13 protein-coding genes are annotated in these 13,096 nt (G+C 63.6%); 6 read left to right on the forward strand and 7 right to left on the reverse strand.

Features of this window, described 5'->3' with window-relative positions:
• From JIN95_RS12485 to JIN95_RS12515, 7 genes are all read right to left on the reverse strand, one after another.
• Entirely contained in the window at window positions 1-672 is a 672-nt protein-coding gene (locus tag JIN95_RS12485) for a molecular chaperone TorD family protein (RefSeq protein ID WP_200531691.1), read from the reverse strand.
• The gene (nrfD, locus tag JIN95_RS12490; protein WP_200531692.1) at window positions 669-1,967 is read right to left on the reverse strand and encodes an NrfD/PsrC family molybdoenzyme membrane anchor subunit; all 1,299 of its coding nucleotides are present in this window, start codon (window positions 1,965-1,967) and stop codon (window positions 669-671) included. Before nrfD ends, JIN95_RS12485 begins: the two co-directional genes overlap by 4 nt.
• Window positions 1,964-2,848 carry a 4Fe-4S dicluster domain-containing protein gene (locus JIN95_RS12495; protein WP_303646643.1) on the reverse strand — a complete coding sequence of 295 codons (885 nt, stop codon included), beginning with the start codon at window positions 2,846-2,848 and terminating at the stop codon, window positions 1,964-1,966. Before JIN95_RS12495 ends, nrfD begins: the two co-directional genes overlap by 4 nt.
• Complete coding sequence (locus JIN95_RS12500; RefSeq protein WP_200531693.1) at window positions 2,848-5,592, reverse strand: molybdopterin-dependent oxidoreductase; 2,745 nt, start codon at window positions 5,590-5,592, stop codon at window positions 2,848-2,850. The genes JIN95_RS12495 and JIN95_RS12500 overlap by 1 nt, the downstream gene beginning before the upstream one ends.
• Window positions 5,585-5,830: a 4Fe-4S ferredoxin N-terminal domain-containing protein gene (locus tag JIN95_RS12505; RefSeq protein ID WP_200531694.1), complete on the reverse strand. Its 246-nt coding sequence runs from the start codon at window positions 5,828-5,830 to the stop codon at window positions 5,585-5,587. Before JIN95_RS12505 ends, JIN95_RS12500 begins: the two co-directional genes overlap by 8 nt.
• 100 nt (window positions 5,831-5,930) lie before the next feature.
• On the reverse strand, window positions 5,931-6,260 hold the full coding sequence (locus tag JIN95_RS12510; protein WP_200531695.1) for a carboxymuconolactone decarboxylase family protein: 330 nt from the start codon (window positions 6,258-6,260) through the stop codon (window positions 5,931-5,933).
• A gap of 137 nt (window positions 6,261-6,397) precedes the next feature.
• A complete protein-coding gene (locus JIN95_RS12515; RefSeq protein ID WP_200531696.1) occupies window positions 6,398-7,069 on the reverse strand; it encodes a helix-turn-helix domain-containing protein in 672 nt (223 codons plus the stop codon).
• 420 nt (window positions 7,070-7,489) lie between these two features.
• On the opposite strand from JIN95_RS12515, the gene JIN95_RS12520 reads away from it, so the two are divergent.
• From JIN95_RS12520 to JIN95_RS12545, 6 genes are all read left to right on the forward strand, one after another.
• Window positions 7,490-7,921, forward strand: a complete 432-nt coding sequence (locus JIN95_RS12520) for a RidA family protein (RefSeq protein ID WP_234699205.1) — start codon at window positions 7,490-7,492, stop codon at window positions 7,919-7,921.
• Between the two features lie 48 nt (window positions 7,922-7,969).
• Window positions 7,970-8,299 (forward strand): winged helix-turn-helix domain-containing protein, encoded by a 330-nt coding sequence (locus tag JIN95_RS12525; RefSeq protein ID WP_200531698.1) that lies wholly within the window; start codon window positions 7,970-7,972, stop codon window positions 8,297-8,299.
• A gap of 5 nt (window positions 8,300-8,304) precedes the next feature.
• On the forward strand, window positions 8,305-8,775 hold the full coding sequence (mobB, locus tag JIN95_RS12530) for a molybdopterin-guanine dinucleotide biosynthesis protein B (protein ID WP_200531699.1): 471 nt from the start codon (window positions 8,305-8,307) through the stop codon (window positions 8,773-8,775).
• A 311-nt stretch (window positions 8,776-9,086) separates the two neighbouring features.
• Window positions 9,087-9,677, forward strand: a complete 591-nt coding sequence (locus tag JIN95_RS12535) for an arsenate reductase (azurin) small subunit (RefSeq protein WP_200531700.1) — start codon at window positions 9,087-9,089, stop codon at window positions 9,675-9,677.
• A 2-nt stretch (window positions 9,678-9,679) separates the two neighbouring features.
• Entirely contained in the window at window positions 9,680-12,265 is a 2,586-nt protein-coding gene (locus JIN95_RS12540; protein ID WP_200531701.1) for an arsenate reductase (azurin) large subunit, read from the forward strand.
• Complete coding sequence (locus tag JIN95_RS12545) at window positions 12,262-12,933, forward strand: FKBP-type peptidyl-prolyl cis-trans isomerase (protein WP_200531702.1); 672 nt, start codon at window positions 12,262-12,264, stop codon at window positions 12,931-12,933. The genes JIN95_RS12540 and JIN95_RS12545 overlap by 4 nt, the downstream gene beginning before the upstream one ends.
• The last annotated feature ends 163 nt before the right edge of the window (window positions 12,934-13,096 follow it).

A 13,096-nucleotide genomic window follows, 5' to 3' on the forward strand; every position in this document is an offset into this window, starting at 1 on the left:
TTACCTCCGTGACGCAAGCCTCGCGTGGTGTGCCTCGACAACGGCGAGCGCTAAGTCGACGAGTCCTCCGTAGTACGCCACCGGGTCTTCGCGGGCAACGCGGGCGTGGAACGCCGGAAGCCACTCGGTCAGGTGGTCATCGAGGATCCACCACTGCGCGTCCTCGACGTCGTGTTTGTCCGACTCCACCTCGTCCATAGCGACCAGCTCCCCGAGGAACTGGAGTTCGAGCCCGAGGTGGTCCGGCGGCTCATTACCGTCCGCATCGTTGACGTCCACGCCGGCCCACCGGTACCCGCGCCGGATCTCCGTCGTCGTGCCGCTGTAGAACTGCCCGTCGGCGTACAGCGACTCGTAGGGGGGATCCGGCGCTCCCTCCGAGATGCCTCGGAAGAGACGGGTGTACTCGGTCCGGAGCGTCTCCGCGTCCGCGTCGGCGCCGGACGCGATCCGCCCCAAAGCCGAGTCGAACTCGGGCGGCAGCGACGGGGTGGTCCGGCGCCACTCGCCAGCCCATTCGCCGACAGCTTCGACGCGGTCCGCCTCGGGGCGTCGAAGGAACTGTTCGCCCAGCGCCCGGTAGACGCGGGGGTCGACGACCCGTCCGGCGGCGTCGCTGCTCGTTCCGGCCGGATCCATGTCAGTCCGGGTACCGGGTGCGTCGGACTTCATGTCTCCACCTCGTTCGGCGTACCGATCGAGACGATCGGGAGCGTCTTGGCGAACACCAGCAGTCCGAGCGCGACCAGCGCCGTCGTCCCCATCAGGTTCAGCCACTCGTAGACCGACGGCGTGTACCCGCCCGCCGGGTACATCATGTCGGGGTACATCAGCCCGCCGACGGTGAGCCACGTCTCTTGGTGGAGGACGCCGACGAGCATCACGCCGGCGAAGAGGACCGTCCCGACGAGGCTGAACCGGCTGAGCGCCTCCTGCAGGACGAGGTAGACCGTCGGGACCGCGACCGCCGCGACGGCGAGCATCAGGAGCGTAGCGAGCGGCCCCTGGAAGACGAGCAACGAAACGTCCGAGTCGGCCAGGTCGGCCGCAAACGTCCCCGTCTGGACCTCGTAGAAGACGCCCAGCAGGTACGTGAACGCGAACGCGCCGGTGAACACGCCGAGCCGTCGGAGCGTCTCGTCGGTGAACACGTCGTCGAGGCCGTAGGCGAATCGCAGGACGCCAGCGACGAAAAGCAGCGTCGCGGCGCCGACGGTCATGCTCCCCGCAAGGAACGTCGGCCCTTGGATGGCCCCGAACCAGTTGATGTTCACGCCGAACGGGCCCCAGACGAACGGGACGAGGCCGCCCCCGACGACCGGGATGAAGACCAGGACCGCGGCGGCGAGCCACCACTGGAGCCCCCGACCGTCGTCGGACCCCCGCGAGTCGTCGTACCCGACAAGCAGGGCGTTGTAGACGGGTCCGAGGGCCGACGGGAGCACGTCGCTTTCCCGATGGAGTGCGTGAACGTCCCGACGGACGGAGACGATCAGGTACGCGACCGAGAGCACGCCCAGTCCGGCGAGGAGGATGACGTCCCAGGCGATCGGCGACTGGAGCGGGAGGTACCACACCGTGTTGAGCACCCGGAACGGCACCCCGAGGTCGAAGACGATATGGAGGAAACTCGCGAGGAACGCGAGCGGCGTCACGAGTTCCCCGACGCGGGCGTACGGCTCGTAGTCGTCCATCCCGAAGACCCGGACGATCGCCGACAGCGCGACGGCACCCACGCCCATCAGGGCCCACCAGGTGAACGCGCCGATGTCGAGCCCCCAGGGGACGCCGCCGTCGGTCCCCCAGTTGTCCAGGCCGGTAACGGCGTGGCCCTCCGTGAGGACGGTCACGAAGCTGTACACCATTCCGAGGACGAGCAGGACCGCGACGCCGACGAGGGCGTAGTAGAGCCTGCCGGTGTCCTCGAACGGTTCGGCCAGTCGACTTCGTGCGGACGGAGTGCTCATTGGTTCACCTCCACATCGGCCGAGCGGGTTTCAGGCGGGTTCTTCTCGATCTCGATGGCCTCTTCTGGGTCTTTGAACGTATCCGCGCTCTCGATGGCGCGAGCGTCGTCGCTCGGCTCGTCGCCGATGTAGACGACGTTCGGCTCGGTCCCTCGGTCTTCGAGCAGTTTGAACGTCGACGAGGAGGACTTCTCCGCGAGATGCTGCCGCGGTTCGCTCTCGGGGTCCTCCATGTCTCCGAACTTGATGGCGTCGACCGGACAGGTCTCCTGACAGGCCGTCGTCCCCTGCTGGCCGCGGTCCTCGGAGTCCTGTCGGTGGACGCACATCGTACACTTGCTCATCACCCCCTCGGGCTGCGGCCCCGACATCTGCGTGCCGCGGGGTTCGATCGGTTCATCGTGGATCGGATCGTGCCACGGCGGCTTGCCGTCACCGGGATCCTGTTCGCCGAGCTGCTCTGCGACACTACTCGCGCTGTCGTCGCCGAACATGTCGTCGCCGGTGCTCCCACCGGAGCCGTGGCCGTACTGCGCCTCGTCCGGATGGTGGAACTGCGCGTAGTTGACGCCGTACGGGCAGCCGATCTCGCAGTACCGACAGCCGATACACCGGTCGTAGTCGGTGAGGACGATGCCGTCCTCCTCGCGTTTGAACCGCGCCGAGGTCGGACAGGCCGACGCACACGACGGCTCCGAGCAGTGCTGGCACGGCCGGGGCATGTTCTTCTGTTCGGTGTTCGGATACTCGCCCTCCTCGTAGCGGAAGACGTGCATCCAGAACGCCCCGCGAGGCGTGGAGTTCTCGACCTTACATGCCTCCATACAGGCCCGGCAGCCATAACACCGCTCCAAGTCGATCGCCATGCCGAGTTGGGTCATCAGCTGTCACCTCCTTTGGGTTCGACCTTCGCGCGGACCTGGAAGGCCTGTCCGTTGTCGAAGCCGAGGTAACCGGGACCGCTCGGAAGGATCTTGTTACAGTGCGGCCCCTCATCGAGCGCCTCGGTTTCAGGGTCCTTCCAAGTGCCGTGGTGGGCCGGGACGCCGACCGACCCCTTCTTGACGCCGTCCTGAACCATGACGACGCCCTCCTCTTGGTACGTCTCGTCGGTCTGTGCGTTGTGGGTCTCGATGACGACCTCATCGCCGGTCTCGACGCCGATTCGCTCGGCGTCCTCGGGGTTCAGCCGGATCGAGGCCCGCGGCGCTATCTCGTTGAGCAGCTTGTTCGTGCTCGTCCGGGACTGCTTGTGCTCGATCTGGTGCCAGCTGAACAGCGTCAGGTCGTACTCGTCGGGCGACTCGTACATCGTCGGATCCCGCCAGGTCGGGAACGCGGTGTAGTCCTGGAGGTACGGGAACTCGGCTTCGGGGTCGTCGAACTTCGAGTCGGCGAACAGCTCGTGGACGCGCTCGCCGAGCCGGTAGACTGTCTCGCTGTAGAACTCGTGTTTGGCGTCGTAGGGGTTGAACTCGCCGTAGCCGTTGTCCATCCCCCACGTGTACGCGTAGCGGTTGCCGCCCCCGACCTCCCACTCGTTGGTGATAACGTTGCCCTCGCGGAACCACTCTAAGCTCTTGCCCTTGTTCTGCGCCCAGCGGTCGAGGCCGTCGCGAAGGAACTCGCTCGGGTCATCGGGCGCCTCCTCAGGCCCCGAGTACGCATACTCGGTGCCGTCGATGCCGAGTTCGTCGTTAATGTCGGCGACGTACTCCTCGTAGGCGTCAACCGCCTTGGCCATCTCGATGAAGATCTCCGCGTCGGGCTTGCTCTCCCAGAGCGGGTCCATCGAGGGGAACCGAACGAACTCGGTGTCGGCGTAGCCGTCCCAGCCGCCGGTCGGCCCCTGGAGCTTGTCTGCGGTCGCGGCCGGCAGCACGAAGTCGGCGGCGACGTCGGCCGTCGCGCTCATCCACGGATCGACGACGACCGTCGTGTCGAGCTTGCTCATGCTCTCTATGACCGTGTCGACCTGCGGGGCCGAGTGAACGGGGTTGGCCATCTGTACGACCCACGCCATCTCCTCGGGCCCGTAGGGGAGGTTGTACTTGTCGGGGTCGTTCTGGCTGACGTGGCTCTGGGTGTAGGCCGTCGAGTCGATCGGGTGGAACATGCTCCCGCCCAGCGACGGCCCGTCGGGTTCGGGCGTGATCTTCTCCGGATGGAACGCCTGGTCGCGGAACGGCGCGCGGTAGTCCTGCGGGCCGCCGTACTTGGCCTTCCGGACGCGCGTCGAGCCGACGACGTCGACCGCACCGACCAGCATCGCGGCGTGGTAGTGGGCGATCGTCGCCTGGACGCCCAGCTCCTGTTGGGCGACGTGGTAGCCGTGCATCCCGACCGGCCGGTACGGGACCTCGACGCCGTCGATCTCGACCGTCGCGCCGATGTTGGCGTTCTCGCCCCACTCCAGGGCGACCTCCTCGATCTGCTCGGCCGGAATGTCGGTGATCTCCGCGGCCCACTCGGGGTCGTACTGCTCAATGTGTTCGAGGTACAGCTGGAAGGCCGGTTTGACCTCGACGCCATCGACCTCGTACGTACCCCGCAGCGCGACGTTCTCCGGTGCCGATGCCTCCTCGTGGGCGACGGGTTCGCCCGCGTCCTCGTCCCAAACGAGTTCGCCGTCGGCCCACGTGTACTCGTCGCCTGGGTCTTCGGCGTCGTCGGTCCGGAGGATGTGTCCCTCCTCGTCGCCCTCAGTCGCGACGAGACACGGCGCGTTCGTCGCCGTCGTGAGGTACTCCTCATCAATGTAGCCTTCATCCACGAGGACGCTGTTGAAGGCGAGCCAGAACGCCATATCGGTGCCCGGCTCGATCGGGAGCCACGTATCGGTGAACGGACCGGAGTTGCGACGTTGGGGGTCGATAGCGACCGTCTTCATACCCTGATCGTCGCGAGCGTCGGCGATCTGTTTCGGCCACGTGATCTGACAGAGGTGCGCGCCGCCACCCTGGGCCATGTTGTGACCCCAGCCGATGAAGTACTCACAGTTCTGGAAGTCGGTCTCGGAGACGCCGTGGGTACAGAAGATGAGTTCCTGACCCCGGTAGCCGGAGTCGGAACAAGCCGCTCCGTGACCGTACTTCTCCATGCTGCCGTACTTGTTACTCGTGCCGGTGACCCAGGCGTCTTCTTGCCACTGGGGGGACTTCTTCCGGCCGACCTGGAAGACGACTCGTCGGGGGTCGTCCTCTAGCTTCGGGACCAGCCGGTCGCCGATCTCGTCCATCGCCTGGTCCCAGCTGATCTCCTGCCACTCGCCGTGCTGACCTTTGTCGTTCGTCCGCTTGAGCGGAGCCTTGATTCGATACGGGCTATACACCTGCTCGATCTGCGCCTGTCCCTTCGGACAGAGCGACCCCTCCGTGCGGGGATCGTCGGGGTGCCCCTCGTACTTGACGACGCGGTCGCCGACCTTCTTGGCGACTGCCCCGCAGTCCTGTTTCCCGATCCAGCAGGCGGTCGGGACCTCCTCGTACTCTAAGTCGACCGACTGTGCCGCCGCGTCGATTTCGGTCAGGTACGATGCGCTCCCACCGATCCCCAAGGCGGCCGCCGCCGCGCCGCCTGCCTTCAGTGCGTCGCGCCTAGTGAGGTCGAGCCCGTCGCTACTCATCGTCGATCCCCTCCAGTTTGGTGGGTCGATCGTCGATGCCGAACTCCGCTTTGACCTCCTCATGGTACTTCTCGTTGAACGCCGCCTCGCTCATCTCGCCGCGCGCGAGCCGGATCGCGTCCTTCCCCATCTCCTTACCCAACTCGGTGTCGTACTCGACATCGGCGAGACGGTCTTCGGCCCACTCGTCGAACTCGTCGTCGTCGATGTCCGGTGGTTGCTCGTGGTCACGCCTCATACGTACACGATGACTCTCCGAGGGCGTGGACTCACCGCTGAATATCGAAGTTATTTATATACCGGACGGCGGAGAACGGAAATCGTCGTGAACGGATGGTTCAATCTGCGAGGTCGTCGATCCACGTGAGCGCGGCCACTGCCTTCGGGAACCCGAGGGTCGGCGCCGCGAGTATCGCGACGTGTCTGAGGGTCTCCGGGTCGACGCCCTCTTCGAGGCCCCGGCGGACGTGCGAATGTACAGCCCCCTCCGATTGCGTGCCGACCGCCAGCGCGAGTTTCACGAGCCGCTTCGTCTCGCCGTCGATCGGCCCCGCTTCCGAGCAGGCCTTTCCCAGCTCGGTGTAAGCGTCCCACGCGTCGGGATACTCCTGCGCCACGTCGCTCGCGGTCGAGGGCAGTTCGTCGGCATCTGTAATATCGTCGGCCATAGTCGCCGATTTTCCGGGTTAGCGAATAGACCTTATGCTGATTCCACCGGACTGACAAAGGGTGTTCGTCGATGGGGATGAACAGAGTGGTCACCGACGAGCGGCTCAGTTCGTCCCTTCGGTTATCCTCCGAGTCGTTAGGAGCATGACTGTGCGAAGGCTGAGGTGGCAAGCTTCGATTCGACGGCTTTCAGCCGCTGAGAGAGCGCTGAATCTGAGATACCAAGGTCGGTAGAGAGGTCGCCGATCGAGGTCTCTCGAGGCTGTGAGTAGTATCCGGCGGCCACCGCGGCGGCGGCCGCCTCGCGCTGTTTCTCGGTTAGTTCGAAGAGATTGAGGGTCACGTCAGATCGCGGTCCCTCGCGTTCGAGCGACCCGATCCGTTTTAGCCGCCGTAACGAGATTCCCTCGACGACGACTTTCAGATCGTCGACAAGATCGGTGAGTAGCTCCCTGTCCGGGAGGTACGTCTCGACCACGACCACGTTTCCGTCAATCTCAGTGAGCCGAGGGACGCAGCCGTACTCACCGAATACCGCGCACGGACAGCGATCCTCGACCGCCTTCGCCGCGTGGACGACCTCGGTACAGTCATCATCCTCGCAGTCGCAGTCGTCGGGGGAAAGCGTCACGTCTGTGTGACACTGGTCGCCGGTCCGTTGTTGACGGATTTCCACGACATCCCGCTCGAACGCGCTCAGTGGACAGCCGGTCGAGGGCGACGGCTCGACCTCGAACTCGACGTACAGACGTCGCATTGAGCCATCGTCAGGTTCTCTGACCTCGGATGCGTTCTCTTCCCCGGTCATATCGGAGTGTCGAGGTTTCACCATCAAATACGTATCGACGATTCTCGCGGTTCGGTCGCGTGAGTTCCAAAGTATTATATGAACATATGCTAAATTGTATGCTGGATGGTGGTAACCAGCCCACTGGCGCTCGTTTGGAAGTCGTTCGATGTTCCGAACGGCGTCATGAACGACGAGATAACAGACCACCACTCAGGGGTTCAGGTGAGTCAGACCAGACTCTACTCGATTACCAGTATTCAGCCCGGAGCAGGAGTAAATGTAGCAACGGAAGGGACGAAAACGACTTCACAGACGGTCGAGCCGATTAGTCTGTCAACAAACGGGACCAACTTCTTCGAACCCGTCAGTGTTCGATCATCCAAGTAAATCAGCTAACGATTAAATAAAATCTAAACTATGGCTCAGACAACACAGGGTATGAACACAGCAACGGACGAGGAAGCGAATATCGAACTTGGTGATCGACCGAGCTGCGAGAGCAAACGGCAGCGCGCCGGGATCGAGCACATAGGCGCGTTCGGAATGCGTACCGGCGATTCCGACCTGATCTTCTTTCAGGGAATCCTTCCGGAGATCAATGGGGACGTTCGTGGAGACGAACCGGCCGACGCCCAGGTCTCGATGTGTCTCGACCGGCTCGAACTGATGCTCGAGAACCGGAACGTCACGCTCGCGGACCTGCTAAAAGTTGAGGTGCGACTCACCGATGTGGACGCGCTGGAGACGGTGGATCGGGTCTACAGGGAGCGCTTTGAGAATGTCGAGTTCCCGCCACGGAGTGTCGTCGGCGTCTGTACGCTTCCGGGCGGGGCAGCGATCGAGATCGACGTCGTGGCCGCTGAGGAGTGATCCGAGGATGGCGCAACGACTATACGGAGTTACACGTATTGACAGATAATGACGGACACGGCGTCGGACCCGTCTGAGACACATGATCTGGACGCGGTGATTGACGACGAGGTCACGGCGGCCGACGTGAAAGCGCTCTCCGCGTTCGGCTACGAGACGCGCTACCGATTGGTCCGACTGCTCGTCGAATCGGACGACGGACTGAAATTCGACGAGATCTCCCCGTACGTCTCGATCAGTGACAGCGCCGTTAGCCACGCACTCACCCTGCTCTGTGACGCCGGGCTGGTCGAAAAAGAAAGAGACGGTCGGTCGCGCCGATACACGCCGACGCGACGCGCCGAGGCGCTCGTGACTGCCCTCGACGACACGCGGTGACACGGATGAAGGTCCTCTGTGTCGCAGGACCCTCGGACTCGGGAAAGACAACGGTCGTCGCCTCCTTGGCCGAGCGTCTCCGGGAGCGCGGGACCGTCGCGACGGTGAAACACCTCACGCACGAACCGGACGTCGACACCGAGGGGAAGGACACGGCCCGTCACCGCGCGGGCGGCGCGGTCCACACCGTCGGGCTCACCGACGAAGGAACGTGGTTCGCGACTGGCCGGAATCGGACCCTCGGCGACGTGTTGGACGAGTTCGCGCGCAGGTACGACTACGCGATCCTCGAAGGATTCAGCGACAGCGACGTACCGAAAGTTGCGTTGGGCGACCGGGCCGTAGATCCGCCGGTAGTTGCGCGAGCCGCAACAGCGGACGATCTGGATCTCGACGAAGTCGTCCGTCTCATCAATCAGTTGCCGTCGTACGATCCCGAACATTCCCCGGATCGCGACGATCGCAGTGACGAGTAACAGGGATATCCATCGCGATCGCTTCGTCGGCGCGCTACGGGTGACAGCCTCGATCTACGGTCGGTTTCGCTCGTCGGTACGGGACGAGAACGGATATCTGAGAACGAACGAAGATGATAGCTCTCCCTCCCTCTAATTAAGTAAAGACTCAACTATATTCGGACACCTCCATGAGAATTTGAATTCCAAATCTATGGCACCCACTAAAATTAGCTTTCTCCCGGATAATTCGATGTTTTATACGGAGCTTGTGAGAATCGGATCGATGAGAGAAAGATACAAGTGTATGAATACTAAATCGGTAGACCAGCATGGACGATAATGATAATCCATCGGCGACCCGACGGCGTCTCCTCGCGACTGTGGGGACGGTCGGCGCCGCCTCCGTCGCGGGATGCGGGTTCCAGGCTCCGCGGGCCGACGATGGGAGCGACGCGCCCGCCGAGTCGCCGACTGAACGCGTCGGCCGGCTCGATCGGTATCCCCGCATCTTCGTGGGGAGTGTCGACGACCTCGAAGACGGGGCTGTAGAGACGTTCAATTATCCCCTCGAAGGGACGCGTAATTTCCTCACCAAGATCGAGAGTGAAGCGTGGGGCGGCGTCGGCTCGGACGGCGATATCGTCGCGTACAACGGCCTCTGTACGCATATGGGCTGTAGCGTCGAGGGGCTGGTGAATCCGGACCGGGAGATGGCCGGTCCGTGTTCCTGCCACTACACGACGTTCGATCTCTCGAAAGGGGGGATGGTCGTCAGCGGTGCCGCGACGACCGATCTCCCTCAGGTTCGTCTCGCTGTCGAAGACGGCGACATCTACGCGACGGGGATAGACGGGCTCGTGTATGGATACCGGAACAACATGCGGGACGGGACCGCGATCGAAGCCGCCACGGAGGAGTGATCATGGCAGCAGACAACCCGAACACCAGCGAGGTACCCATTCCCCCGACGGACGCGGAGCGTAGCACACGGTCGTGCCGGTACTGTATCGTCGGTTGCGGCTATGAGGTGTACAAGTGGCCAGTCGGGGAAGAGGGCGGTCCGTCGGCCGACGAGAACGCGCTCGGGATCGACTATCCGGCGGGCTACGGCGAGTGGCCCTCGCCAAATATGCACGAGATCATCAAGGAAAACGGACAGGAGTATCACGTCCTATTCAAGCCGGACACCGAGTATCCGGTCAACGAGGGTGGTTCCCACTCCGTCCGCGGGGGCACGCAGGCGCAGTCGCTGTACTCCCCGAACAACGAGGACTACGACGACCGTCTGAAACAGCCCAAGATCCGGATCGGCGGCGATCTCGTCACCGTCGATTGGGACACCGCCATCGAAGCGTGGGCCCGCGCCACCGAGATCGCCACGGAGAACGGCGAGAACCCGAACGGCTACGGACAGAAGCTGTACTTCTATCAGTTCATCGAGAACACCTTCGCCGGGACGAAGCTCTGTCACGATGTCATCGGCTCGCCCAACTGGGGCGGCCACAACCGTCCGGGGCTCACGACGGAGGTCCCCGGACTCGTTAACGCCGGCCTCGCACAGTGGTCCTACGCCTACGAGGACGCCGCGGAGGCCGACACCATCGTACTGGCGGGGGCCGATCCCAAGGAGAACCAGGACGTCATCTTCAGCAAGTGGATAAACGAGGAGGGCGACGCCGACATCGTCTTCATCGATCCGCGAAAGAAGTTCACCGCGAACTACGTCGAGAACAACGGCGGGATCCACCTCCAAGTCAACGAGGCGACGGACCCCATCCTCCTGAACGCAATCGCCCGCCACATCGTCGATCAGGGCTGGCACGACGAGGGGTTCATCGAGGAGTGGGTGATGGACAACCGGGAGACAATCGACGAGGAAGGTTGGTACCAAGAGGAGTTCGGCCTGACGCCAGAGCAGTACTACGACCTCTTGGACGATCCCCGTTACGCCCCGGAAAAGGCCGCAGAGACGACCGGGGTTCCAGCCGAAGAAATCCGGGAGGCCGCCGAACTCATCGCCCAACCCGAGGCCGAGGAGACGAACACGCTGTTCATGCTGGAGAAGGGACTTATCTGGGGATGGTCCCACGAGAACACCGGCGCGATGGCGAACCTGACGCTCATCACCGGCAGCGTCGGTCGACCCGGTACCGGAATCACCCGTGCCGGAGGCCACCAGGAGGGCTTTTGGACGAGCGGAGCCGAAGGAGATGCCATCGCCGAGCGTTCGACACAGACCTTCGACGGCGAGACGGTCGAGGACGTGACGATCGCGCCGAACACGGTCGAACGCGTCCGGGACGGCGAGATCAAACATTGGCACGTCATCGGCAACGATCCGGCCCGCCACTCGTACGCGACGCAGGACCTCCGGAACGCGATGCGGGAGCGCACGAGCGGCGCGCAACCGCAGACAGCCGACATTGACGAGATCGAACGCGCGTTCCGCGAACGCATCGAGGCCGGCGGCATGGTCGTTACCCACCAAGAGCTGTACCCCAACACGACGACTCAATACGCCGATATTCTCCTGCCGGCGACGGCGGTCGAATCCGGCGAGGGCGGCGATTACCACCGCTGGAACGGCGAACGTCGCTTCCGCCAGTATCAGGGCTTCATGGAGGGGCCATCGGGCGCGAAGGAGGACTGGGAGATATTCTCGATGATGGGCCAACGGCTCGGTGCTGACGACATGGACTGGGACGACTCCCGAGAGATTTTCAACCTGATCTGCGAGGAGTATCCGGGCGCCGGGGGGGATCACTCCCTCGAGGGGATCGCGCCTGCCGCCGAAGCGAACGATATGACGCCGGCCGAGTACATGGAGACCGTCGACGAGGGCGTCCAACAGCCGATCTACGAGGAGGACGGCGAGGTGCAGGGAACGCCCCGAATCCACGCCCCGGACGGCGAACGTGAGGTCATGGACCATCGGTTCCACACGAGCACGGGCGAGGCGATCCTCCAGCGCGTCGACTGGGATCGAGTCGTCGACCCCGACGAGGGGACGACGATCGGCGACGTCTACGAACGACTCAGTCCCGGCGAGGACGAGATATGGGTGACGAACGGCCGGCTCCAGCACCTCTGGCAGAACATGTACACCCACCAGCGACTGGAGTACGTCCAGAAGCGCTTCCCGCAGAACGTCCTCCAGCTACATCCCAACGATGCGGCCGAACGGGGGATCGAAGCCGGCGATCTCGTCGAGATCGTCAACGACGACGTCTTCAACATCAACGGCGAGAACACCGAGGGGAGCTTCACCGCGGTCGCCTACGTCGTCGACGAGGACGACGCGGCTCAGGGACAGCCCGTCTCGGAGGGGTTAGCGTACACATACTGGCTGTATCCGGACCAGGTCAACAATGACGTCAATCCGGCGTACCTCGATCCCGCCAACCCCAATCCCGGCTACAAGTACGGGAAGGGGGAGATCAGACGCCTCGGCGAGAGCGAGGTCAAGGGCGAAATGAGCTTCAAGCCGATGAACATCGCCCCGGAATGACGAGTACAGAACACGCGGACACGCTCGTAGACGGCGACTTCGTCCGGATCGAATACACGGCCCGCGCCGCCGAGAGCGGCCACGTCGTGGACACCACGGATCCCGCGGTCGCCGCGGACGCCGACCTCGACGGCCTCGACGCCGACGGGCCGATCGTCGTCGTGCTCGGAGAGGGACACGTCTTCGAACCGGTCGAAGAGGCGATTCGGACGGTCGGGAGCGGTGGATCGACGACGGTTACGGTGGAGCCCGATGACGCGTTCGGCATGCGTGACCCGAACAGGCGCGAGACGGTTCCGGCTTCGCTCGTACCGGCTGACCGGCGCGAGGCCGGGCGGACCGTCTCTGTCGCCGGCCGCGAGTGCGTGATCGAGTCCATCGGCGACGACGCCGTACACCTCGATTACAACCACTCGCTCGCTGGCGTCACATTGGAATACGACCTGTCGGTCGACGGGCGGATCACGGGTCGAAATCGCGTCGAGGGCCTCCGTGCACTCCACGGACTTGACGCGGAAGCGACGGTGTCCGACGGCAGTCTCGCCGTCTCGGTCAGCGCGACTGACCCGTCGCGAGAACGCGACCGGCGACTCCGAGCATTCGTCCACGACGCGAGACGACTCCTCCCTGTCGATACGGTGTCCGTGACCCAATCTTACTCGACGTAGTCGTCCGGATCCTCGGGGGCTTCCGCTCCGGTCTTGCTCGGCGATACGCTAGTAGACGCTTTTGTCTCCGATCGCACCCGATTCCCGTGCCAACAGTCTAGCGGAATTCTAATATCATTCGTAATTTGATCCGTGTCCCGGTAGCTGAGTTCCTTCGAAGATT

The organism is Halorubrum sp. LN27, from assembly GCF_016635065.1.
Classification (GTDB): Archaea; Halobacteriota; Halobacteria; order Halobacteriales; family Haloferacaceae; genus Halorubrum; species Halorubrum salipaludis.

Coding starts and splice junctions, on each gene's coding strand:
- JIN95_RS12485 (WP_200531691.1), bottom strand. CDS start 672: ATGAAGTCCGACGCACCCGGTACCCGGACTGACATGGATCCGGCCGGA.
- nrfD (WP_200531692.1), bottom strand. CDS start 1,967: ATGAGCACTCCGTCCGCACGAAGTCGACTGGCCGAACCGTTCGAGGAC.
- JIN95_RS12495 (WP_303646643.1), bottom strand. CDS start 2,848: ATGACCCAACTCGGCATGGCGATCGACTTGGAGCGGTGTTATGGCTGC.
- JIN95_RS12500 (WP_200531693.1), bottom strand. CDS start 5,592: ATGAGTAGCGACGGGCTCGACCTCACTAGGCGCGACGCACTGAAGGCA.
- JIN95_RS12505 (WP_200531694.1), bottom strand. CDS start 5,830: ATGAGGCGTGACCACGAGCAACCACCGGACATCGACGACGACGAGTTC.
- JIN95_RS12510 (WP_200531695.1), bottom strand. CDS start 6,260: ATGGCCGACGATATTACAGATGCCGACGAACTGCCCTCGACCGCGAGC.
- JIN95_RS12515 (WP_200531696.1), bottom strand. CDS start 7,069: ATGACCGGGGAAGAGAACGCATCCGAGGTCAGAGAACCTGACGATGGC.
- JIN95_RS12520 (WP_234699205.1), top strand. CDS start 7,490: ATGAACACAGCAACGGACGAGGAAGCGAATATCGAACTTGGTGATCGA.
- JIN95_RS12525 (WP_200531698.1), top strand. CDS start 7,970: ATGACGGACACGGCGTCGGACCCGTCTGAGACACATGATCTGGACGCG.
- mobB (WP_200531699.1), top strand. CDS start 8,305: ATGAAGGTCCTCTGTGTCGCAGGACCCTCGGACTCGGGAAAGACAACG.
- JIN95_RS12535 (WP_200531700.1), top strand. CDS start 9,087: ATGGACGATAATGATAATCCATCGGCGACCCGACGGCGTCTCCTCGCG.
- JIN95_RS12540 (WP_200531701.1), top strand. CDS start 9,680: ATGGCAGCAGACAACCCGAACACCAGCGAGGTACCCATTCCCCCGACG.
- JIN95_RS12545 (WP_200531702.1), top strand. CDS start 12,262: ATGACGAGTACAGAACACGCGGACACGCTCGTAGACGGCGACTTCGTC.